Origin of the sequence: Acetoanaerobium sticklandii (assembly GCF_000196455.1) — a bacterium.
Lineage (GTDB): Bacteria > Bacillota > Clostridia > Peptostreptococcales > Filifactoraceae > Acetoanaerobium > Acetoanaerobium sticklandii.
The window spans coordinates 1,855,873-1,878,017 of the sequence record NC_014614.1 but is presented as its reverse complement, the minus strand read 5'-3'; the positions used below and the strand labels follow the sequence as shown (position 1 = coordinate 1,878,017).

Sequence of the window (22,145 nt, the reverse complement as noted above, 5' to 3'; positions counted from 1 at the left end):
CAATGCTATTTAACAAAAAAATGACAAAGTTTATTACTCTTATTATTTCAACAATGTTATTATTTTCAGCTTGTTCACAAGGTAGCTCAACTAAAAATGAGGAAACAAAAGATGAAGCTAATAAACAGGTTCAAACTGAAGAAAAGCAAGCTACAGATAATGAACAAGAGGCAGCACAGGCTAAGAACGATGAGTCTATTAGATATATAAGTGCGTCAAAATTAAATGTAAGAGAAACTCCTGATTCTGCAGGGACTATTTTAGATAGTTTGCTTAAAGGTAGTAAAATTAAAGTATTAAGTGAATCAAAAAATGAAGCTGGAGAGTTATGGTATGAAGTAGAATATAGAACCTTTGAAGGTAATAAAAAAGGACATTTATCAGCAGAGTACACGGTTTCTAAAAGAGAAGAATTACTAGATGAACACTTAAGAGGCCTAGATTTTTCAGCTTTTGAAAAAATTGAATATAAGAACAATAAGAAAGTAAAAGTCAAAGGTGTTTATGTTACCGTTAATTCAGCAGCTGGAGCTAAATTAGATTCGTTAATTAAGCTAGCTGAAGAAACAGAAATTAATGCTTTTGTTATTGATGTCAAGGATGATTTTGGAAATATGCTATTTAAAACTAAAGCAGCTGAAAAATATGCACCATCAGCTAATGAAAAAGCACCTATAAAAGACATTGATGCACTCATAAAAAAGCTAAAGGCAAAAGATATCTACACTATAGCGAGGATAGTGTCGTTTAAGGATCCTACTTATGCTCAGTACAATACTGACAAAGTAATTATTAATAAACAAACGAATCAACCATTTGTAAATAAGGATGGAATCATCTGGGTTTCTCCTCACGATAGAACATTATGGGATTACAATATCGCTGTGGCAAAAGAAGCTGCTATTGCTGGATTTAATGAGATTCAGTTTGACTATGTTAGATTCCCTGCCTCAGATGGAGGTAAGCTTGATGAAATTTTAGATTATAGAAATGAAAAAGATGAAGGCAAGGCTGAGACGATTCAAAATTATTTAAAGCAAGCCTACTCAGTAATATCTAAAGAACAAGCTTATATTTCGGCTGATGTTTATGGACTAGTTGGAAGCGTTCCTGATGATATGCATCTTGGGCAGTACTGGGAGGCAGTCAGTAATTACACAGATTATATATCTCCTATGATGTATCCAAGCCATTACGCCAATGGAACCTATGGAGTAGCCGTGCCTGATGCAGATCCTTATAATACTTTGCTTCAAGGTGCCAAGGATGCAGTTGTTAGAAATGAAAATCTAGAAACTCCAGCTCAGATTAGACCTTGGATTCAAAGTTTTACTGCTTCTTGGGTTAAGGGATATATAAAATATGGCCCAGAGCAAGTTAGAGCTCAAATAAAAGCTCTTAACGATGCTGGGATTGAGGAGTACCTTCTTTGGAGTGCTAGTAATAATTATGATATAAAGTAGCTTTATGACTGATAAGTCTCAGTTTCATTATTACATTTTCTTGACAAACGCAATATTGGAAACTAGAATTATAAATTGGGCTTATTAATTTTAGAATATTAAATTTTATATAGATAAAGAGGAGGTAGCTATGACACCATCGATAATTGAACTGAAAAATGTCTCAAAAATATTTGATGAAAAAGAAGCATTAAAAAGTATAAATTTAGATATAAAAGAAAAAGAATTTGTAACGCTTCTTGGTCCAAGTGGATGCGGAAAAACAACTACACTTAGAATTATTGGAGGATTTGAGACAGCTTCCAGTGGAGAGGTGTTTTTCGATGGAGTCAATATTAATTCTATACCTCCCTATAAAAGACAAATAAACACAGTGTTTCAAAAATATGCTCTTTTCCCTCATTTAAACATATATGAAAATATAGCTTTTGGATTAAAAATTAAAAAAGTAGATAAAGCTACAATAGATAAAAAAGTAAAAAAAATGCTATCATTAGTTAATCTAGAAGGCTTTGAAAAAAGAGATATAAATTCGCTTTCTGGTGGACAGCAACAAAGAATTGCAATTGCAAGAGCACTTGTTAATGAACCTAAGGTGCTTCTTCTAGATGAACCTCTAGGAGCTTTAGACCTTAAGCTTAGACAAGACATGCAGTATGAGCTTAAAACCATGCAACAAGAGCTTGGGATTACATTCATATATGTTACACATGATCAAGAAGAGGCTCTTACGATGTCTGATAGAATTGTAGTTATGAGTGATGGAAAAATTCAGCAAATAGGAACACCTGAAGATATATATAACGAACCAGTAAATAGATTTGTAGCTGATTTTATTGGAGAAATCAATATGGTTACAGCTACTATGATAGAAGACTATAAAGTAATGTTTAACAATAGAATTTTTGAATGTGTAGATAAGGGCTTTAAACCTAGCGAAAAGGTAGATGTTGTTATTAGGCCTGAGGATATAAATATAGTATCAAAAGAAAATGGAAAGATTACAGGACTAGTTACGGATGTAGTTTTCAAAGGTGTTCATTACGAAATTATTGTAGTCGACCAGCAAAATAATAAAGAGTGGATTATACACACTATCCATCAGACTCAAGTAGGAATTGAAGTCGGTCTGGATTTTACATCTGAAGCCATTCATGTTATGAGGATGGAGGCTATAGATGAATAAAAAAAATATCTTAGCTGTTCCCTATGTTCTATGGGCTATACTATTTACCATAGTTCCGCTATTTATTGTTATGCTCTATTCTTTCACAAAGAGAGATGCTTTTGGGGGAATGATTTTCTCATTAACCTTTGAAAATTATAAAATGTTCTTTGAACCAATTTATTTAAATGTACTTTGGAGATCTCTAAGATTATCATTATATAGTACAATTGCATGTTTTGTGGTTGGATATCCAATGGCATATATAATTTCGAAATCCGATATAAAGAAACAAAGCTTGATGATTATGCTATTTATTTTGCCTCTTTGGACAAACTTTCTTCTAAGGACATATGCTTGGATGGTAGTACTAAGAGAACAAGGTGCATTAAATGAACTACTGTTACTTTTAGGAATAATAGATGAACCACTTCAGCTACTTTATACTAATGGAGCTGTTATAATGGGTATGGTGTATAACTTCTTGCCTTTTATGGTGCTACCTATATATTCAGTATTATCAAAAATAGATAAAAGCTTACTCGAAGCAGCTCAGGATTTGGGAGCAAATTCATTTAGTACATTTATAAAAGTTATATTCCCACTTAGCTTTCCAGGCGTTGCATCTGGTGTTTTGATGGTATTTATGCCTGCGATATCAACTTTTGTAATATCGGACTTACTAGGCGGAGGGCAAACTATTTTACTGGGGAACCTGATTCAGAACCAATTTATGATGGCTAGAAACTGGCAGTTCGGATCAGCTATATCTATGATTATGATGGTTATGATTGTGATTTCTATGGGTTATCTCACTAAGCATAGCTCCAAAGAAGGAGGGACAGGTCTATGGTAAAAAAATACCTCTCCCGAACTTATGCTTTTTTAGTATATTTATTTTTATATATGCCGATATTTCTATTGATTCTATTTTCATTTAATGATTCTAGATATGGTGGTAGATGGCAGGGTTTTACTTTTAAATGGTATACTGAGCTTTTCTCTGATGGAAGTATTATGGAATCGCTTTACACTACAATAATAGTTGCAGTGATCGCTTCTATTATATCTACAGTAATAGGAACAATTTCAGCTATTGCAATCCACAATATGTCTCCAAGAAAGAAAGCTATTCTTACAAATTTAAGCTATATACCTATGGTGAATCCTGACATAGTAATAGGAATATCACTTCTTTCGTTTTTTTCGATACTAAATTTAAAATTAGGGTATATAACTTTAATACTAGCTCACATTACATTTAATATTCCTTATGTAATATTTGCAGTATTACCAAAGTTACAGCAGCTTAACCCAAATATTGAAGAGGCGGCCCTCGATTTAGGAGCTACGCCTATACAGGCTTTTTTTAAAGTTATCCTTCCTGAAATTATGCCAGGAATAATAACTGGGTCACTACTAGCCTTTACTTTGTCTTTAGATGATTTTATAGTAAGCTTCTTTACAACAGGCTCTGGAGTTAGCACCCTTTCTATAAAGGTTTATTCAATGACAAAAAGAGGAATTAGCCCTAAAATTAATGCATTGTCTTCTCTTATGTTTATAGCAGTGCTTGCACTCATGCTCTTGCTTCAGTTAAGAGATGCAAAAAATAAATCGCAAAGTGATAATGTTAGGTAATTACTTATATTATTTTATTTATAAAGGAGTGTTGATAATTTGAAAAAAATATTTATGATTTTACTTATGGCAACAATGGTGTTTACTTTCGCAGGATGTGCTTCGGATTCAAAATCTACTACGCTAAATGTTTATAACTGGGGAGACTATATAGATCCAGAAGTAATCAAGGATTTTGAAAGTGAATTTGATATTAAGATAAACTATGAAGAATTTGCAACAAATGAAGAAATGCTTGCTAAAATTCAAGCTGGAGGAACTTCGTATGATGTAATTTTTCCATCTGAATATATGATTGAAAGTATGATTCAAAGAGGACTACTACATGAATTAGATTTTAGTAAGCTAGATAATATGAAAAATATTGGGAGTCAATATCAGAATCTTGAGTATGATAAGGATCAAAAATATTCAGTTCCTTATCTTTGGGGGACAATGGGAATAGTATACAACAAAACAAAAGTTTCTGACTCTGTGGACAGCTGGGATATACTATGGAATCCTAAATATGAAGGCCAAATTATAATGCTTGATTCTCCTAGAGATACAATAGGGATAACACTAAAAAAACTAGGTTATTCTTTAAACACTAAAAATCCAGCTGAGCTAGAAGAAGCTAAACAAGCATTAATAGAGCAAAAGAAATTAGTTCGCTCATATGAAGTTGACACATACAAAGGGCAAATGATTGCTGGAGAAGCAGCTATGTCACTTGCTTGGTCAGGAGATGCTATGCTTCTTATGTCTGAAAATGAAGATTTGGCGTACGCTATACCAAAAGAAGGGACTAATCTTTGGTTTGACTGTATGGCAATACCAACTACAGCAGCACATAAAGAAGAAGCTGAAATATTTATTAACTTCATGATGAGACCAGACATAGCAGCTAGAAACTCTGAATATATTAAATATTCAACTCCAAATGAAGCAGCTTTAGAGCTTCTTCCAGAAGAAGAGGTAAACAATGAATATCTTTACCCTAAAGGAGACTTGAATAAATTAGGTGAAGTATTTACAGATTTAGGCGAGTTTACAACAGAATATGATAGAGTTTGGACGGAAATCAAATCTTATTAATAGAGCTAAGACGGCATAAATGATTATGCCGTTTTTTTGTGCTAAGGCTATTAATGCACATTAGCTTAGAAAAAATGACACTCAAAAAATAAAGTTGTAGTCCAAAAGACTTATTTTAGATAATAAGTATTTCGAAAAGGTTACAATAATAGTACAATAGAGTGGTTAAGATATTTTTACAAGTTGAAGTTGGATATTTAATGATAATAAAATAAAGTTGTTTGACTAAAAAAACATTTAAAAGGAGGGGAGTTTATGGATTTTTCTAACATCAGGAATATGCACACAGCTTTAAATGCTTACAATTTAAGAAATGAGACAATAAATAAAAATCTTGCGAATGTTAATACTCCTAACTATAAAAGAGAAGTTGTTAGCTTTGAGGAGTATTTGGATAAATCTAAAAACAACTATATCACAGGTTTTAAAACCAATAATAAACACATCGATATTCCATCAAATAATCCTTCTGTACCGTACACAATTAAAAGAGATATGTCAGTTAGTACAAGAGAAGATGGAAATAATGTAAATGCTGATGTAGAGGCAGCTAATCAAGTTAAAAATACTGTTAACTACAATGCCGTAATTCAAAGAATCTCATCTAATTTCCAAACGTTAAAAACGGCTATAAAGGGAGGAAGCTAATGTCTATTTTTTCTAGTATTAATATAAGTGCATCGGCTCTTACCGCTGAAAGAACTAGAATGGATGTAATTTCTAAGAACCTAGCAAATGCAAATACAACTAGAACCCAAAGTGGAGATCCATATAGAAGACAAGTTGTAGTTTTTAAAGAAGCTGATGAAAAACAATCGTTTAAAAGTATTTTTGAGAGCAAGAAAAGCAAGGACGGAGATAAAGGAGTAGAAATTGTCGGAATTGTTGAAGACAAAACCCCATTTAGACAGGTATATAACCCTGGACATCCAGATGCTGATGAAAAAGGGTATGTTACTATGAGCAATGTAGATACGATAACAGAAATGGTAGATATGATAAGTGCTACAAGATCATATGAAGCGAATGTTACAGCACTTAATACATCTAAGAGCATGCTTTTAAAAGCTTTAGAAATTGGAAAATAGGGAGTGGAGTAAATGGATATAAAGGTTGGAGGGCTATCATATACTAGTCCGATGAGATTGACAGATACGGCTGAAAAAATAGAAAAGCCGGAAATGCCTTTTTCTGAGTTTTTGAAAAACTCAATTTATAATGTAAGTGATAGTCAAAAACATACTCAAGAACTAACAGAGATGCTTATAGCTGGAAAATTAGATAATCTTCATGATTTAACAATTGCAGCAGAGGTTTCCAGTGTGAACTTTCAGGCCTTAGTTGAAGTGAAAAACAGAGTGATAGATGCATATAAAGAAATAATGAGAATACAAGTATAGAGGCTGAAAGAGGTGCACTATATTGGACTTTTTTAATGATATTAAAGATAAAACTGGTAAGCTTTCTGAAAAATATTCAAATAAGCAAAAAATAATGTTAGGAGGTTTAGCGGTAGGGTTAGTTGTAATCACAACAGCTATGATATTCTACTTTACTAGACCTAACTATGTGACTCTATATAGAGATATTGATTTAAAAACAGCCTCTGAGGTTACAAGTCAATTAGATGAATTAAAAATACCATACAGGCTGAATCAAGATAACTCTATTAGTGTTCCAGATACATACATAAATAAGGCTAAGGTTGATTTGGCAGGGGCAGGACTCCCTGAAGCAACCTTCGATTACAACGATTTAATTAACAGAAACTCGATGTTTATGAGTGATGATGAAAAAAATCAAGCTAGAAATTATGCTCTTCAAAATGAGATAGCTAACGTAATTCAAAGTATTCCGGGAGTAAAAAAAGCTTTTGTAAATTTGAGTATTCCTAAAACTCAAGAATTTATTTTGCAAGAAAATAAAATAGATGCAAAAGCAAGCGTCTTCTTGAATCTAGATGATAAAATAAGTTTAGATCAAACTAGCATTCAAGGAATAACTATGTTGGTTGCTAATTCGGTGGAAGGACTTAAGCCTGAGAATGTAACTGTACATGGACCCAATGGACAGGTATTGAACGAAGATAGTACTGATACTAATAATATTTTGGTTTCACAAACTAATTTAGAACTTCAAAACAAGGTTAAATTAGATGTAGAAAAAAGCCTTAACAATTTCTTGGCTCCTATATATGGATACGGAAATGTTTCTGTAATGGCTAGTGTAAAGCTTAATTTTGATACGGATAATACACAAAGCAAATCATTTGCTCCTCCAATTGAGGGGGAGACTGATGGACTAGTAAGGAGTCTACAGGAAAATATAGAAAAAGTTGAAAATTCTCAAGAAGCTGTTGGAAATCCTGGAGTGGATGCTAATGCTGAAGAGGAAGTAGTTGACTATGCAACTCTTGACCCGAATGCATTAAATTCTAACTATGATAAAAATGAGAGAATAGTAAACTATGAACTAAATGAAATTGTAAAAACAGTCGAAAAAGCTAAAGGTCAAATAGAAAACTTAACTGTTGCAGTTGTTCTAAATAAAGACTCTTTAGAAGGTGGAGAGCTTACAGAAGAACAAAGAACAGAGATTGCATCACTTATAAATGCTGCAACAGGCTTAGAAACGAAATCTGTTGAGATTTATGCTCAGTCGTTTAATCAAGATATACAAAATGCACTATCTGATACGGCAGGACAAGAAGGGATTCCTATATGGATGTGGATAGCATTTGCTGTTATAGCTTTAATACCAATTCTTGCAATAGGAATATATATGATTATGAAAAGAAGAAAAGAAAAGAAAAAAGAAGCAGAAAAACTTTTGGAAATCCCACAAGAATCTGCAATATCAAAAGCGGCTGTAGAACAAATAGAGCTTGAGATTAAAGAATCTGGAAGAAAGAAAAGTATCGAGAGCCTTATTGATACAAATCCAGAAATAGTAACGCAATTATTAAAAACATGGCTAGACGAAGACTAGGGAGGGTAGTAAATGTCCAAGACGACAGCGAAAAAAACTGAATTATATGGTAAACAAAAAGCTGCTATTCTTCTTATAACATTAGGACCTGAACATTCAGCTAAAATTTTTCAACATCTTTCTGATGAAGAAATAGAAGAGATGACTTTAGAAATTGCAAATGTAAAAAAAGTTGACCCTCTAGTAAAAGAAGAAATACTGGAAGAATTTTATGAGATGTGCGTAGCTCAGGAATATATATCTGAAGGCGGGATTGGCTATGCTAAAGATATACTTGAAAAATCATTAGGTAAAGATAAAGCGTTTGAAGTAATAAATAGACTTACAGCATCACTACAAGTTAAACCATTTGATTTTGCTAGAAAAGCAGATGCATCTCAACTTGTTAACTTCATTCAAAATGAGCATCCTCAAACTATAGCACTTATTCTTTCGTATTTAGAACCAACTAAATCAGGCCAAGTTTTATCCTCGCTATCGCAAGAAAAGCAAAGTGAAGTAGCAAAAAGAATAGCTACTATGGATAGAACATATCCTGAAGTTATTAAAGAAGTTGAACTTGTTTTAGAAAAGAAACTATCTAATATCGTTACTCAAGACTACACTAAAGCTGGTGGAGTTGGCTCAGTTGTTGAGATACTTAACTCAGTTGATAGAGGAACAGAAAAATATATTATTGAGAATTTAGAGCTTACAGATCCAGAACTTGCTGAAGAAATTAAAAAGAGAATGTTTGTATTCGAAGACATTATCAACCTTGATTCTACTGCAATTCAAAGATTTATTCGTGAGATTGAAAACCAAGAACTTACTATCGCCCTTAAAGGAGCAACTTCTGAAGTGTCAGATTTGATATTCTCAAATATGTCTAAACGTATGGCAGAAATGATAAGAGAAGATATGGACTTTATGGGACCAGTAAGACTTAGAGATGTTGAAGAAGCTCAACAAAATATTGTTAATACTATTAGAAGATTAGAAGAGGCTGGAGAAATTGTAATCTCTAGAGGTGGAGGAGATGAAATCATTGTATAAAGTGATTAAATCCACTAGAGTTGATTTAGAAGAAGAAGTTTGTATATCTGGATCATCCTCTGATGAGATGCCAGATACGGAGCTCTCTGAAGAGGCAAATGGAGAAGCTAATTCTAGAGAAAACTCTCTTGAAAATGCAATTAAGTATAAATTAAAAATGGAAAAACAAGCGAGACAAATCTTAGCGGATGCTAAAATTCAATCAGAAGTCATGGTAAATGAAGCTAGAAAAGAAGCCGAAACTATAGTTAAAGAAGCCAATGATGATGCTGACAATCTAAGAACTTCTGAATCTCAAAAAGGCTACAACGAAGGTTATGATAAGGGCTATAACGAAAGTATTCAAAAATATAATATGCTGATTGAACAAGCAAACCAAATTATAGACGAAGCTGAGAATTATAAAAAGCAATCTATCGAGTCTTTGGAGCAAGAGATAATTCAAGTTGTACTAGCCTCAGTTGAGAAAATAACTAGAAAGATTCTTGATGAAAATGACGATATAATATTAGGTATTATTAAAAATGCAATTGAGACCATGACATTTAGAGATTATCTAATTATAACCGTGTCTAAAGAGGATTTTGAAATAGTAGAATTTGCTAAAAACAAAATATTAGCAACATATCCAGGAATCAGCAAGATAGAAATTAAAGTAGCTGATAATTTTAAAAAAGGTGATGTAGAAATAGAGAGTGATTCAGGAAGTCTTAATCCATCTGTTTCCCACCAAATTAAGAAGTTGATTGGAGAGTTTAGTAAATTGATAATGAGCAGTGATAATATATGATTGTAAACCTAAAAAAATATCATGATAGGCTAAACGAGATATCCTTATATCAATATAAAGGAAAGGTATCTAGAGTTATAGGACTTACTATCGAATCGAGAGGCCCAGCGGTTAGGCTTGGAGAAACTTGCCATATATATCCTATAAAATCAAAAGAGCCTGTATTAGCAGAGGTTGTAGGGTTTAAAGAAGACACTGTTCTTTTGATGCCACTTGGCGAAATGGAAGGGATAGGGCCTGGCTCGATGGTGGTTGCAACTGGGAATACTCTAGAAGTAGATGTTGGAGAACAGCTGCTCGGAAGAATACTTGATGGAATGGGAAATCCTATAGATGATTTTGAACCTCCATCACTTAATTATTCATATCCAGTAAATAACCAACCACCAAATCCGCTTTCTAGAACGAAAATATCCGAACCATTACCTCTGGGAGTTAAAGCTATTGATGGTTTCTTAACTTGCGGAAGAGGACAAAGGATAGGTATCTTTGCTGGTTCAGGAGTAGGTAAATCTACTTTACTTGGTATGATAGCAAGAAATACCTTGGCTGATATAAACGTAATTGCACTTATTGGAGAGCGTGGAAGAGAAGTTAAGGAATTCATAGACAATGATTTAGAAGAAGAAGGCTTAAAAAAATCTGTAGTAATAGTTGTTACTTCTGATCAGCCACCTTTAGTTAGAATGAAAGGAGCCTTGCTTGCGACATCTATAGCTGAATATTTTAGGGATTGTGGCAAAAATGTCGTTTTAATGATGGACTCACTAACTAGATTTTCCATGGCTCAAAGAGAAGTTGGACTTGCTATAGGAGAACCCCCTGTTACAAAAGGATATACTCCATCGGTTTTTGCAGTTCTACCCAAATTGCTTGAAAGAGCAGGAAATTCTAGTAAAGGTTCAATCACAGGTCTATATACAGTTCTTGTAGATGGAGACGATATGAATGAGCCAATTGCAGATGCTGTTAGAGGTATACTAGATGGACATATTGTTTTATCTAGAAACTTAGCAAATAAAAATCATTATCCAGCTATAGATATTCTAGCTAGCGTAAGTAGAGTAATGCCTAATATAGTTGATAAAGAACATATTGACATCGTAGGTCGAATAAAGGATTTGATGGCAACTTATAGAGACTCCGAAGATTTGATAAATATAGGAGCTTATATTAAAGGGACAAACAAAAAAGTAGATATGGCAATAGAAAAAATAGAAATCATCAATGAATTTTTAAGACAAGGAATTCATGATAGATTGACCTTTGATGAAATTGTAGAACTATTAAGAGGTATCTTAGATTAGCAGGTGATGATATGGGGTTTAGATTTAAACTTCAGAGAATTCTTGATTTGAAATTAAAACAAGAAGATGAAAAAAAGAACCAAATTGCAACATTAATGCAAGCTATAAAAACTAAAGAAGATGAATTAGAAGCCTTAAAGAGTGAAAAAAAACATAAAGAATTCAGCTTGAATGACAGTAGGAAAAAAGGTATTTCAATATTAGAAATAAGAAATATAAATCAATATTTGCTTTTTTTAGATAAGAAAATCAATACAGTGAAATTCGAAATTAGTTCATTAGAATCGAATTTAGAACAAAAAAGATTAGAATACCTAGAGCTTCAAAAAGAAAGAAAGACCTTTGAAAAGCTAAAAGAGAAAGATTATGAAAAGTATCTTTATAGCGAAAAAAAAGAAGAAGAAAAAATGATAGATCAAATTGTAACATTTAATAAAAATAACACTAAGTAGGAGGCTGGCTTTGTGAGCGATGAAGCAATCATACAAGATGACTTAACAGCAAAAGAATCTAGATTTGGAGCATTAAAAACAGCGATTCTTGTCGTGTTAGGGCTATTGATAATTGGTATAGTATCATCAACTATTTTATATTTCACAAATAGTGGTGTAAAAACAAATATTGATGCACTTGCAAAGAAAGCGGGACTTTTTCAGCCTAAGGCAGAGTCAGAGTTACAAGTCGATACGAGAATAAAAGAATTGTCTTCGTATTATCTTTCGCTAGATATACCTAGAGCAGCTGACAAGTTATATGCTTTAAAACAAGAGGATAAAAAGCTTTACGAAGAATTATTTTCTTATATGATAGGAGAAAATTCGTTAAAGTCATCTAAGATTAGAGATGAAATAAAGCTTAAAGAAGCTAAAGTAGACACGCTTCAAAGGGAATATGAGTCAATGCAAACCGAAATAAGCGCACAAAGAAGTGCAGACTCAACACACTATGCATCATTAGGTGTAAGAGGAGCCATAAACGCTATTGAGGAGTCCTTGACCTATAACATGGATTTTACTACAATGGCCAAAATTTTGGAAACAATGCAGCCAAACTTTGTAGCTAAGCTGCTTCACTATATGAACCCGACATACTCAACTGAACTAGAACTATCATTAAGCAAAGAGTTCTATGATTCTGTTAAGAAAGAAAAAGAAAAATATGATGAGTTTTTAAGAAAAAACACATCAATGGCACAAGTGTATAATAAGATGGATACAGTTTTGGCAGCCACCAAATTAGAAGAGCCTACAGAATTTAATTTAGACGACTTAGGATTGATTTTTTCTAAAATGGATTATTTCAAAGCATCAGAAATTCTAAATGGATTTTCTGATGATGGATATGTTTCACAAGTACTTGAAAGTATTAAAAACTATGAAGATTTGGAATCTACTTTTGAGGGAAGTTTATCTACTGTAATTTCGGATTCGCTTAGAGTTTTAGAAGAGTATGAAAGAGATACTACAAATCTAAGAAAAGCTTATGAAAAAATGCAACCTGCAGATTTAGCAGATATTGTCGATACAATGACTAACCAAAATCCTTCATATAAAGAATATATGATTGATGATGTAAGAAAGTTTAGAATAACTGAGCAAGATATGCTAGTAGAAGTACTAAAACAAGCTAAACCAACTGTTGTTTCAAATTTGTTATCTGAACTTAAAAACACTGACAGAACTCAAAAGGCAGCGTTACTGAGCAGAGAACTAGGAATACCAAATCCATAATAAAAGGAGGTAATTAAATGAACAAAGTTGATACTGTGTCTTTAGTAAATATGATTCTACCAAAAACTGACAATTCAAAAGGTTCTTGGGGAGATTCAGCATTTAAAGATATATTTTCTATTAATAACTCAAGTAATAGTAAATCTAATAATAAACCTAATAAATCAACCAAAGATATATATTCAGACAATCAAAGCGCAGATAAAAATTTACAAACTTCAAAAAGAAAAGATATTAAGCTAGAATCGCCTATTAAGCCCAAAGAAGTAAATGATAAGATACAAGATGACTCAAATAGTAATAAAGTAGAAAATGAAAAACAAGTGAGTGAAGCTGAGAACCTTAACAAAACTTCACAAGTTGAAAAATCTGATTCTAATGAGATTGAAGCTTCTGGAAAAATTGAATCTGAAGCACCTATAAATGAGCAGGTGAACCAAACTACTTTAGAGATGCCCGCGCAGGTGGTAGAGTTAATTCAAAGCTTAATGAGTGTTGAACTTAATTCTGAACAGTCAGATAAGATTGTAGAAGCTATAAAAATGCTTCCAGAAGATATTAAAGCTTTAATACAAGAAAATCCAAAAATGGCACTTGATTTTCTTAAAGATAATTTGAATTTTTTAGCAAAAACAATTGATTTATCAAAAGAACAGCTTAAAGCTATAGAAAATAGCTTAAACACATTATTGGAAACAGTTGGTTCCGATGAAGACATAAATTTAGATAAGCTTATATTTTTACAAAAGTCTCAAATACAAAACCTTAATTCAAATGTTAAAACTGAGCCTAGACGAGAATTAGCTACAGGAAATTTGGAAGATATTAATATGGAGCTTAATTCACTTAAGGTTCAACCGAATGTTGTATCACAACCAAATTCTATGTCATCAAATGTTTTTTCTGATAGTCAAAGCGAAAACCTTGAGTTTATGCAGACGGATAAGATAGAAGGATTTGATTTAACTGGAGGGAAAATTTTCTCGAATACTATGCTTATGAACTCAGTAAAAAAGGTTGATGTAAGAAATAATCAGTTTATGCAAATGATATCAAAGATAGCTGATGAGATAAGGCTAACTGTAGATAAAAATAAAAACGAAATGACTATAAAACTTCAGCCTGAGACTCTCGGTAAACTAACAGTTAAAATAAGCTCGGAAAACGGAGTGATGAATGCATCGTTCTTTGCTGAAAATGATAAAGCAAAAACAATGATTGAAAATAATATGATAGAGCTTAAAAATTCACTAGAAAAACAAGGGATTCAAGTTCAGAATTTAACTGTAACAGTAGACCAGAATCAAGACGAGCTTTCCAAACATAGAAATATAATGGAAGCTCAGAAATATAATAAAGCTCAAATAAGCGTGGCAGATTTTGAACTAATGGAAAGAGATAGTATAGATAACCCGTATGTCCTTGAGGATATATTTTCAGAGTTGATTTAGGAGGTTAACATGAGTACAAATACTACTAATACAGTGAATCCTACCCCAATAACAAACACAGGCACAGAAAAAAACTATACTAGACAAGTAAATTCTGAGCTTGGAAAAGATGCATTCTTAAGACTGCTAACTACCCAACTTAGTCATCAAGATCCACTTAATCCTACTGATGACAAAGAATTTTTGAGTCAAATGGCAAGTTTTTCATCATTAGAGCAAATGCAAAACTTAAACACTAGTTTTGCAGGACTAGATAAAACAATGCAAGATACACAAAAAGCTTTATTTGACACAATTAAAATGTTTAATAACAACTATGTAGATGGACATAAAGAATTGGTAAAAAAAATTGAAGAGTTGTCTCTAGCTATAAAAGAACTAAAAGAAAATGATTAATTAACTATTTAAAGGATATAATGAGGAGGAACAGCTTATGATGAGATCAATGAACTCAGCGGTATCAGCTCTTAGAAACCACCAGCTGAGAATGGACGTTATCGGTAATAATATAGCGAATGTTAACACAATTGGATATAAGTCAAGTCGTGTAACATTTAAAGATTCACTAAGCCAAATGCTTAGAGGAGCAAGTGGCCCAGATGCTAGTAGAGGTGGAACGAATCCTCAACAAGTAGGGCTAGGAATGGATTTATCTTCTATAGATACTCTATTTACAACGGGAGTACCTGATAGAACAGATAGAGGACTCGATGTAATGGTAAATGGAGAAGGCTTCTTTATGGTTTCTGCTGATGGCACTGACAACGGAATGTACTATACAAGAGCAGGAAACTTTGATATTGATGAAGATGGAAATCTTGTAAATGCAGATGGACTTAGAGTACTAGGATATAAAACAGATGATGCTGGTAATGTAGGTAATGAAGTTGGAGGGATAGTGGTTCCTTTAGCTGATAGCATACCTCCGATTGCAACTACAAATGTAGTGATGGAAGGAAATTTAGATGCTAGAGCTGTTTTAACGGGTTCAACTACTCCGCCAACTATAGAAAGACAAACGGAAATTACAGTAAATGATTCATTGGGAACAAGTCATAAAATTAGATTAGAGTTCACAAAAACAGCAGCTAATACATGGAATGTGACTCCAACTCCTATTACTACTCCACCGAGCCCAGCTGGAACGCCTGTATCTATTGCTTTTGAACCATCTACTGGTAAATTAACTGCAGCATCTGTTAAAACATTAAATATGACTTTGACACCTACTAATGGAGCATCGCCAGTTACTTTTGATGTTGATTTATCAGCTTTAACGCAGTATGGAACAGATTCAAGTGCGCTAATGCGTTCTCAAGATGGTTCTCCTGTAGGAGTACTTACTTCATATGCAATAGGTCAAAAAGGAGAAGTTGAAGGTGTATTTTCAAATGGTAGAACAAAAATTCTAGGACAAGTAGCTACATCTATTTTCGCAAATCCAGCAGGACTTGTAAAAATGGGCGGGAATCTATATAGAAGCTCTGCTAACTCTGGAGACCCTCAGGTAAATAAGCCTGGAACAGGTGGAAATGGTGGATTACAACCTGGTGCATTAGAAATGTCAAATGTTGATTTAGGTAAAGAATTTACAAATATGATAGTAACTCAAAGAGGCTTCCAAGCTAACTCTCGTATCATTTCAACTACTGACCAGATGCTTGAAGAGCTTGTTAATCTTAAGCGTTAACGGAGGCTTTTATGATAAAAGTATCTAGATTAAATGGTGAAGAATATGTTCTAAACAGTAGTTTGATAGAGACAGTTGAAGCTAATCCTGATACAGTTATATCTCTAACGACAGGTCATAAGCTTGTCGTTAGAGAATCAGTTGATGAAATCATAGATAAGGTAATAAAATATAGTGCTTTAGTAAATGCAGCAATTAAAGTCATTCAAAGTGAGGTGTAGACCGTGGATTTATCCACTATTATTGGTATAGTTTCGGGTTTGATATTGATTATAGTTTCGATTATGCTTAACGGAAGCATAGGGGCCTTCCTTGATCCTGCTTCTATTATGATTGTTGTAGGGGGTACACTTGCAGCCACATTAGTTGCTTTTCCTATACCTCAAGTAAAAGATATAATAAAGCTGACTCAAAAAACATTTGCTAATAGGGACTCTAATCCAAGTAAAATAATTAATGATATTATTACATTAGCAAATAAAGCTAGAAAAGAAGGATTATTATCTCTTGAAGAAGCTACTGAAGCTTTGGATGATGAATTCTTAAAAAAAGGGCTTATGTTAGTTGTAGATGGAACTGATCCAGAACTAGTTAGGAACCTTCTTGAAACGGAACTTGATTTTATCGAGCAACGTCATAAAGCAGGTCAAGGTTTGTTTGAATCAATGGCAACAGCAGCACCGGGATTTGGTATGATTGGTACGCTTATCGGTCTTATAAATATGCTTGGAAGTCTGGATGACCCATCAACTATAGGTCCATCAATGTCGGTAGCTTTAATCACTACACTGTATGGATCACTTATAGCCAACTTATTTTTTACTCCTATGGCAAATAAGCTTAAAGTAAAAAGTGGAGAAGAAATATTAGAAAGAGAAATAATGGTTGAAGGACTTTTATCTATTCAAGCTGGAGAAAATCCAAGAATTATAGAAGAAAAGCTTAAAGCGTTTTTACCACCTTCTATGAGAGTTGGAATAGGAGCTGGAAATGGAGGAGAAGATTAATGGCTAAGAAACAAAAGCCAGAAGAGTGCAAGCAAAAAGTTGCCGAATATATGCTTACATACGGAGATATGATGACCTTGCTTCTTTGTTCTTTTGTTCTCTTTTTCATCGATAGATGCCAAAAAATTTGAAGCGATAATTCAATCATTTAGTGGAGCTTTAGGAGTGCTAGACGGAGGAACGACAGTTCAAAATGCTCCGATGCTTGATAGTGGATTAATGGATGAAAATACATCGAGCGAAGTTCTTGAAATGCAAAATTTTCAAAAGTTAGAGGATACTATCCAAGAATACTTAGATAAAAATCAGCTTTCAGAGAGTGTTACAGTTTTGGAAGAGGAGGCTGGACTTTTACTTAGATTTCAAGATAATATACTTTTTGATTCAGGAAGCGCAGACTTGAAACCTGAATCATTAGAGATAATGAGTTATATAGCTCAACTTCTTAACGCTGAAGATTTCAAAGACAAGTTCATAAGCATTGAAGGTCACACGGATGATGTTCCTATGAATAGCCCGAGATACCCTTCGAACTGGGAACTTTCTGTAGGAAGATCTAGCAATGTGGTTAGATTTTTAGTTGAAAATAATAATATGGACCCTAAGAGGATTTCGGCATCTGGATATAGCGAGTATCATCCTGTAGCACAAAATGATACTGCTGAAAACAGAGCAAAAAACAGAAGGGTTGATATATTGATTTTAAAGACTGTTCATTATAAAGATTCTTCAAAAAACCAATAAATTCTCTTAGGAGGTGAACTAATGGACAATAAAAAACTTGCAACATTTTCGATAGCTGTATTTGTGGTATCAGTTTTGGTTTTTGCTACAACTTTGTATTTAGTATTTTTTAGAGCGCCAGCTCCTTCGGACAGCTCTCCAAAGAAAATCGATACGTATAAATATGATTTAGGCGATTTTTCTACAAATATAGGAAGCTCTGGAAGATATTTTAAAGGCAAGATTGTAATAGAAACTACAAACAAAAAGACACCAAAATTGATAGAGCAGAATGTAGAGCCTATAAGAGATTATATTCTTTCTGTTTTAATATCTCAGGATGTTAAAACTATGATGAGCGAAAGTGGCATTGAAAATATTAAAAAGGACATTACTAAAAAAGTTTCTGAAATAATTGGAACTAATGATATTAGCAATGTGTATTTTACGGACTATATTATACAGTAAGAGAGGTGAAGACATTTGGCTGATATATTATCCCAGAGTGAAATAGACTCCTTACTGTCGGCGCTTAGCTCAGGTGAAATAGACGCTTCCGATATTAAGGAAGAGACAAAAGAAAGTAAAATAAAAAAATATGATTTTAAAAGCCCTAAGAAGTTAGCTAAAGATCAGCTAAAGACTCTTCACATGATTCATGAGAATTTTTCTAGAATTTTAAATACATATTTATCCGGGTACTTAAGGTCTATAACTCAGATAGATGTAATATCAGTAGAAGAGCTTTCGTATTATGAATTTAATAATTCAATATCTAATCCTGCATTAATATCTGTTATAGATTTTATGCCTTTACCAGGCCAGATAATATTCGAAATGTCTAATAGGTTAGCTTTTACTATGATAGATAGAATTTTAGGCGGAAATGGAAAATATGAATCTGAAAGTAGACCATTTACTGAGATTGAAACTACTATACTAAATAAACTGATGGCAAATGTCTCTAGACTACTTATAGAACCTTGGGAGAATGTGATTGAGCTTGATCCTGAGCTAGATAAAATAGAGACCAATTCTCAATTTGCTCAGATTGTATCTTCAAATGAAACAGTAGCACTTATTACTCTTAGGGCTAATGTTGGAGATATTGAAGGGCTAATGAATATTTGTATGCCTCATATAGTTTTAGAACCGATTCTTCCAAATCTTTCTACAAAGTTCTGGTTTTCAACAGTAAAAAAAGAACTTAATGAAGATGATAAAGGATATTTGGAAACTAGGGTAAAAAGAGCTAATATTGATATTAATGCAGTTGTAGGAGATACGTACATAACAGTTGAAGAATTTATTTATCTTCAAGAGGGTGACGTAATTAAGCTTTCTAGAAAAATTGATGAAGATTTAGAACTACATGTTGAAGGAAAAACTAAGTACCTTGGAAGACCAGGGACACTTAAAAATAATATGGCATTTAAGATTACAAAAGTGGTAGAAAAGGGTGATGAAGACTATGATGAATGACATGCTTTCTCAAGAGGAAATTGATGCGCTAATGACTGGTTCCGACTCTAAGAGCGATGAACCAAAAAATGAAAGCCTAAATGATATGGAAATAGACGCAATAGGGGAAATTGGTAATATTAGCATGGGAACTGCTGCCACAACTTTATTCACTCTTTTGGGCCATAAAGTTCAAATAACTACGCCGAGAGTAGAAGAGACGACAATAGGAGCTATCGCAAGCAGTTATCCTCTACCATTCATAGCTGTTCAGGTCAACTACAGAATAGGTATTGAAGGTATGAACTTACTAATTCTTAAGGAAGATGATGTGAAAATTATTACTTCATTAATGTTAGGAGGAGATGGTAAGTCAGATATTCCTGAAGAGCTTAACGAAATTCATCTTAGTGCAATAAGTGAAGCTATGAACCAAATGATTGGCTCGTCCTCCACCTCTCTATCAGAGATGTTAGCTAAGAAAATTGATATAACTCCACCTATTGTTTCAAAAGTTAATTTTTCAGATAGTCAATTAGACCCTGAATTATTGTCAGCTGATGAACCTATAATATGTATATCCTTTAGAATGACTGTAGGCGATTTAATTGATAGCACAATAATGCAAATCCTACCTATTGATTTTGCAAGAGCATTGGTTAATAGAATGCTTTATGGAGAATCAGAGGAGGAAGAGCAAGTAACTGAAACAATCGAACCTCAAGTCGCTAAACAAGTTGAGCCACAAGTTCAGGAAGATTACTCGGATGATATTGAAGATGATGAATATTATGAAGAGGATGATGATGACAGTTATTATGAGCCTCAAAAGCCGCCTAAAAAGCAGAAGAATGTAAAAGTTAAACCAGCAGCTTTTGCGAGCTTTGATTCACCGAATAAGAGAACAGGAAATGTACCTGAAAACATTGATCTTATAAAAGATGTATTACTAAAAGTAACTGTAGAACTAGGAAGAACAACAAAGCCAATTGATGATATTCTTCAATTTACACCTGGAAGCATTTTAGAATTAGATAGACTTGTAGGAGAACCTCTTGATATAATGGTAAATGGAAAGAAAGTTGCTAAAGGGGAAGTCGTTGTAATTGACGAGAATTATGGAATAAGGATAACAGATATTATAAAAGCAGAAAAAAGACTTAGAAGTATATGATTTTAAGGAGGAAAATAAAGTGGCAAAAGGAATATTATTAGTTGATGATGCAGCATTTATGAGAATGATGCTAAAGGATATTTTAGTAAAAAATGGGTATGATGTTCTTGGTGAAGCAGAAAATGGTTTAAAGGCGTTAGAAAAATATAAAGAGCTAAATCCTGATTTGGTAATTATGGATATTACTATGCCAGAAATGGATGGGATTGAGGCTGTTAAAGAAATAAAAAAAGTTAATCCTTCCGCAGCTGTGATAATGTGTTCTGCTATGGGGCAACAATCAATGGTTATTGAAGCTATTCAATCAGGAGCAAAAGATTTTATTGTAAAGCCATTTCAAGCTGATAGAATCATAGAAGCTGTTAGAAAAGTAATAGGATAATGGATTTGTTTTTGGAGATACTAAGGATAATAGTTTCTCTAGGCATTTTTATTGCGATATTATTTGGAGCAAAGTATGCTACTGTTTATTGGGCAAAGAGGAACCATTTTATAAATCAAGAAAAACAGATTAAAATTGTTGAACAGGTTCCTCTAGCCAGAGATAAGGCTATTTTCCTTGTAAAGTATAAAAATAATGAATACTTAATAGCTACAACTCAGCAAAATGTAGAAATAATTGATAGGATTAAAACAGAGGAAATGGATAATTATGGCAATTAAATCGAAAAGACTTTTTTTATGTTTAGGAATTTTTTTTGTTTTTTTTATATTTAGCTTTAAATTTGTATATGCAGAAAATCTGACAACTAATATACCTGACATCTCTTTAGAGATAAATGGATCAGAGAATCCACGTGATTTAAGTAATTCGATAGAGATGTTAATGCTATTTACAGTTCTAACATTACTTCCAAGTATTTTAATTATGATGACTTCGTTTACAAGAGTAATAGTGATTTTATCGTTTTTAAAAAATGCTATGGGGGTGCAGCAAGCGATACCTTCTCAAGTAATAGTAGGGCTTTCGCTTTTTTTAACATTCTTTATTATGGCGCCAGTTGGAAGTGAGGTGTATTCAGAGGCTCTAAGACCTTATTTTGATAATGAAATAACTCAAGAAGAAGCATTTGAAACTGCAATGGTGCCCGTTAGAGAGTTCATGATGAAGCAAACTAGAGAAAAAGATATTAAGTTATTTATGGATTTGTCGAAGAATGAAGAACTGGCAAATAGTGAAGACCTTGTTCTTGAAAATATTCCAAATACTGTAATTATTCCAGCATTTATAATTAGTGAGCTTAAGACGGGTTTTCAGGTTGGATTTTTATTGTTTATACCTTTCATTGTTATAGATATGGTTGTTGCAAGTACACTTATGTCAATGGGTATGATGATGTTGCCACCTATGATGATATCACTTCCATTTAAGATTTTACTTTTTGTTTTAGTCGATGGTTGGGATATGGTTATCAAGTCTATAATAGTTGGATTTAATTAGGA

The 22,145-nt window shown here is 33.1% G+C and carries 27 protein-coding genes; all 27 read left to right on the top strand.

Features of this window, described 5'->3' with window-relative positions; translation table 11 throughout:
• The first annotated feature begins 2 nt into the window (after nt 1-2).
• The 27 genes from CLOST_RS08855 to fliP all read left to right on the top strand — a co-directional run bounded on the left by CLOST_RS08855 (nt 3) and on the right by fliP (nt 22,143).
• Nucleotides 3-1,463 carry a putative glycoside hydrolase gene (locus tag CLOST_RS08855; RefSeq protein WP_013361962.1) on the top strand — a complete coding sequence of 487 codons (1,461 nt, stop codon included), beginning with the start codon at nt 3-5 and terminating at the stop codon, nt 1,461-1,463.
• A 130-nt stretch (nt 1,464-1,593) separates the two neighbouring features.
• The gene (gene potA / locus CLOST_RS08850; RefSeq protein WP_013361961.1) at nt 1,594-2,649 is read left to right on the top strand and encodes a spermidine/putrescine ABC transporter ATP-binding protein; all 1,056 of its coding nucleotides are present in this window, start codon (nt 1,594-1,596) and stop codon (nt 2,647-2,649) included.
• Nucleotides 2,642-3,484, top strand: coding sequence for an ABC transporter permease (locus tag CLOST_RS08845; RefSeq protein ID WP_013361960.1), 843 nt, complete (start codon nt 2,642-2,644; stop codon nt 3,482-3,484). The genes potA and CLOST_RS08845 overlap by 8 nt, the downstream gene beginning before the upstream one ends.
• Entirely contained in the window at nt 3,478-4,269 is a 792-nt protein-coding gene (locus tag CLOST_RS08840; protein WP_041487169.1) for an ABC transporter permease, read from the top strand. Before CLOST_RS08845 ends, CLOST_RS08840 begins: the two co-directional genes overlap by 7 nt.
• A gap of 39 nt (nt 4,270-4,308) precedes the next feature.
• The gene (locus CLOST_RS08835; RefSeq protein ID WP_013361958.1) at nt 4,309-5,346 is read left to right on the top strand and encodes an ABC transporter substrate-binding protein; all 1,038 of its coding nucleotides are present in this window, start codon (nt 4,309-4,311) and stop codon (nt 5,344-5,346) included.
• Between the two features lie 255 nt (nt 5,347-5,601).
• Nucleotides 5,602-5,994, top strand: coding sequence for a flagellar basal body rod protein FlgB (gene flgB / locus CLOST_RS08830; protein ID WP_013361957.1), 393 nt, complete (start codon nt 5,602-5,604; stop codon nt 5,992-5,994).
• Complete coding sequence (gene flgC, locus CLOST_RS08825; RefSeq protein ID WP_013361956.1) at nt 5,994-6,434, top strand: flagellar basal body rod protein FlgC; 441 nt, start codon at nt 5,994-5,996, stop codon at nt 6,432-6,434. The genes flgB and flgC overlap by 1 nt, the downstream gene beginning before the upstream one ends.
• Nucleotides 6,435-6,446: 12 nt before the next feature.
• Entirely contained in the window at nt 6,447-6,746 is a 300-nt protein-coding gene (gene fliE / locus CLOST_RS08820) for a flagellar hook-basal body complex protein FliE (RefSeq protein WP_013361955.1), read from the top strand.
• Nucleotides 6,747-6,768: 22 nt separating this feature from the next.
• Nucleotides 6,769-8,334, top strand: a complete 1,566-nt coding sequence (gene fliF / locus CLOST_RS08815) for a flagellar basal-body MS-ring/collar protein FliF (protein ID WP_013361954.1) — start codon at nt 6,769-6,771, stop codon at nt 8,332-8,334.
• 12 nt (nt 8,335-8,346) lie between these two features.
• Nucleotides 8,347-9,369, top strand: a complete 1,023-nt coding sequence (fliG, locus tag CLOST_RS08810; RefSeq protein ID WP_013361953.1) for a flagellar motor switch protein FliG — start codon at nt 8,347-8,349, stop codon at nt 9,367-9,369.
• Nucleotides 9,353-10,159: a FliH/SctL family protein gene (locus CLOST_RS08805; protein WP_041487168.1), complete on the top strand. Its 807-nt coding sequence runs from the start codon at nt 9,353-9,355 to the stop codon at nt 10,157-10,159. The genes fliG and CLOST_RS08805 overlap by 17 nt, the downstream gene beginning before the upstream one ends.
• Nucleotides 10,156-11,466, top strand: coding sequence for a flagellar protein export ATPase FliI (gene fliI / locus CLOST_RS08800; RefSeq protein WP_013361951.1), 1,311 nt, complete (start codon nt 10,156-10,158; stop codon nt 11,464-11,466). The genes CLOST_RS08805 and fliI overlap by 4 nt, the downstream gene beginning before the upstream one ends.
• Nucleotides 11,467-11,477: 11 nt before the next feature.
• Complete coding sequence (gene fliJ / locus CLOST_RS08795) at nt 11,478-11,918, top strand: flagellar export protein FliJ (protein ID WP_013361950.1); 441 nt, start codon at nt 11,478-11,480, stop codon at nt 11,916-11,918.
• Nucleotides 11,919-11,930: 12 nt separating this feature from the next.
• A complete protein-coding gene (locus tag CLOST_RS08790; RefSeq protein ID WP_013361949.1) occupies nt 11,931-13,196 on the top strand; it encodes a hypothetical protein in 1,266 nt (421 codons plus the stop codon).
• Between the two features lie 17 nt (nt 13,197-13,213).
• Nucleotides 13,214-14,647: a flagellar hook-length control protein FliK gene (locus CLOST_RS08785; RefSeq protein ID WP_013361948.1), complete on the top strand. Its 1,434-nt coding sequence runs from the start codon at nt 13,214-13,216 to the stop codon at nt 14,645-14,647.
• 9 nt (nt 14,648-14,656) lie between these two features.
• The gene (locus CLOST_RS14255) at nt 14,657-15,043 is read left to right on the top strand and encodes a flagellar hook assembly protein FlgD (RefSeq protein WP_013361947.1); all 387 of its coding nucleotides are present in this window, start codon (nt 14,657-14,659) and stop codon (nt 15,041-15,043) included.
• Nucleotides 15,044-15,080: 37 nt separating this feature from the next.
• Nucleotides 15,081-16,337, top strand: coding sequence for a flagellar hook protein FlgE (locus CLOST_RS08775; RefSeq protein ID WP_013361946.1), 1,257 nt, complete (start codon nt 15,081-15,083; stop codon nt 16,335-16,337).
• An 11-nt stretch (nt 16,338-16,348) separates the two neighbouring features.
• Nucleotides 16,349-16,558: a flagellar FlbD family protein gene (locus tag CLOST_RS08770; protein WP_013361945.1), complete on the top strand. Its 210-nt coding sequence runs from the start codon at nt 16,349-16,351 to the stop codon at nt 16,556-16,558.
• Nucleotides 16,559-16,561: 3 nt separating this feature from the next.
• Entirely contained in the window at nt 16,562-17,344 is a 783-nt protein-coding gene (locus CLOST_RS08765) for a motility protein A (protein ID WP_013361944.1), read from the top strand.
• The gene (locus CLOST_RS14100) at nt 17,344-17,475 is read left to right on the top strand and encodes a flagellar motor protein MotB (protein ID WP_013361943.1); all 132 of its coding nucleotides are present in this window, start codon (nt 17,344-17,346) and stop codon (nt 17,473-17,475) included. The genes CLOST_RS08765 and CLOST_RS14100 overlap by 1 nt, the downstream gene beginning before the upstream one ends.
• Nucleotides 17,438-18,088 (top strand): OmpA/MotB family protein, encoded by a 651-nt coding sequence (locus CLOST_RS08760; RefSeq protein WP_013361942.1) that lies wholly within the window; start codon nt 17,438-17,440, stop codon nt 18,086-18,088. Before CLOST_RS14100 ends, CLOST_RS08760 begins: the two co-directional genes overlap by 38 nt.
• A gap of 21 nt (nt 18,089-18,109) precedes the next feature.
• The gene (locus tag CLOST_RS08755) at nt 18,110-18,535 is read left to right on the top strand and encodes a flagellar basal body-associated FliL family protein (protein WP_013361941.1); all 426 of its coding nucleotides are present in this window, start codon (nt 18,110-18,112) and stop codon (nt 18,533-18,535) included.
• A gap of 15 nt (nt 18,536-18,550) precedes the next feature.
• The gene (gene fliM / locus CLOST_RS08750) at nt 18,551-19,549 is read left to right on the top strand and encodes a flagellar motor switch protein FliM (protein ID WP_013361940.1); all 999 of its coding nucleotides are present in this window, start codon (nt 18,551-18,553) and stop codon (nt 19,547-19,549) included.
• Nucleotides 19,539-20,702, top strand: a complete 1,164-nt coding sequence (gene fliY / locus CLOST_RS08745) for a flagellar motor switch phosphatase FliY (protein ID WP_041487167.1) — start codon at nt 19,539-19,541, stop codon at nt 20,700-20,702. Before fliM ends, fliY begins: the two co-directional genes overlap by 11 nt.
• A gap of 19 nt (nt 20,703-20,721) precedes the next feature.
• A complete protein-coding gene (locus CLOST_RS08740) occupies nt 20,722-21,084 on the top strand; it encodes a response regulator (protein ID WP_013361938.1) in 363 nt (120 codons plus the stop codon).
• Nucleotides 21,084-21,365: a flagellar biosynthetic protein FliO gene (locus CLOST_RS08735; protein ID WP_013361937.1), complete on the top strand. Its 282-nt coding sequence runs from the start codon at nt 21,084-21,086 to the stop codon at nt 21,363-21,365. The genes CLOST_RS08740 and CLOST_RS08735 overlap by 1 nt, the downstream gene beginning before the upstream one ends.
• Nucleotides 21,355-22,143 carry a flagellar type III secretion system pore protein FliP gene (fliP, locus tag CLOST_RS08730; RefSeq protein WP_013361936.1) on the top strand — a complete coding sequence of 263 codons (789 nt, stop codon included), beginning with the start codon at nt 21,355-21,357 and terminating at the stop codon, nt 22,141-22,143. Before CLOST_RS08735 ends, fliP begins: the two co-directional genes overlap by 11 nt.
• Nucleotides 22,144-22,145 lie beyond the last annotated feature (2 nt).

Bases quoted from the DNA above. Each gene is read 5' to 3' on its own strand.
- CLOST_RS08855 (WP_013361962.1), top strand. From the start codon at position 3: ATGCTATTTAACAAAAAAATGACAAAGTTTATTACTCTTATTATTTCA.
- potA (WP_013361961.1), top strand. From the start codon at position 1,594: ATGACACCATCGATAATTGAACTGAAAAATGTCTCAAAAATATTTGAT.
- CLOST_RS08845 (WP_013361960.1), top strand. From the start codon at position 2,642: ATGAATAAAAAAAATATCTTAGCTGTTCCCTATGTTCTATGGGCTATA.
- CLOST_RS08840 (WP_041487169.1), top strand. From the start codon at position 3,478: ATGGTAAAAAAATACCTCTCCCGAACTTATGCTTTTTTAGTATATTTA.
- flgB (WP_013361957.1), top strand. From the start codon at position 5,602: ATGGATTTTTCTAACATCAGGAATATGCACACAGCTTTAAATGCTTAC.
- flgC (WP_013361956.1), top strand. From the start codon at position 5,994: ATGTCTATTTTTTCTAGTATTAATATAAGTGCATCGGCTCTTACCGCT.
- fliE (WP_013361955.1), top strand. From the start codon at position 6,447: ATGGATATAAAGGTTGGAGGGCTATCATATACTAGTCCGATGAGATTG.
- fliG (WP_013361953.1), top strand. From the start codon at position 8,347: ATGTCCAAGACGACAGCGAAAAAAACTGAATTATATGGTAAACAAAAA.
- CLOST_RS08805 (WP_041487168.1), top strand. From the start codon at position 9,353: ATGAAATCATTGTATAAAGTGATTAAATCCACTAGAGTTGATTTAGAA.
- fliI (WP_013361951.1), top strand. From the start codon at position 10,156: ATGATTGTAAACCTAAAAAAATATCATGATAGGCTAAACGAGATATCC.
- fliJ (WP_013361950.1), top strand. From the start codon at position 11,478: ATGGGGTTTAGATTTAAACTTCAGAGAATTCTTGATTTGAAATTAAAA.
- CLOST_RS08785 (WP_013361948.1), top strand. From the start codon at position 13,214: ATGAACAAAGTTGATACTGTGTCTTTAGTAAATATGATTCTACCAAAA.
- CLOST_RS14255 (WP_013361947.1), top strand. From the start codon at position 14,657: ATGAGTACAAATACTACTAATACAGTGAATCCTACCCCAATAACAAAC.
- CLOST_RS08775 (WP_013361946.1), top strand. From the start codon at position 15,081: ATGATGAGATCAATGAACTCAGCGGTATCAGCTCTTAGAAACCACCAG.
- CLOST_RS08770 (WP_013361945.1), top strand. From the start codon at position 16,349: ATGATAAAAGTATCTAGATTAAATGGTGAAGAATATGTTCTAAACAGT.
- CLOST_RS14100 (WP_013361943.1), top strand. From the start codon at position 17,344: ATGGCTAAGAAACAAAAGCCAGAAGAGTGCAAGCAAAAAGTTGCCGAA.
- CLOST_RS08755 (WP_013361941.1), top strand. From the start codon at position 18,110: ATGGACAATAAAAAACTTGCAACATTTTCGATAGCTGTATTTGTGGTA.
- fliY (WP_041487167.1), top strand. From the start codon at position 19,539: ATGATGAATGACATGCTTTCTCAAGAGGAAATTGATGCGCTAATGACT.
- CLOST_RS08735 (WP_013361937.1), top strand. From the start codon at position 21,084: ATGGATTTGTTTTTGGAGATACTAAGGATAATAGTTTCTCTAGGCATT.
- fliP (WP_013361936.1), top strand. From the start codon at position 21,355: ATGGCAATTAAATCGAAAAGACTTTTTTTATGTTTAGGAATTTTTTTT.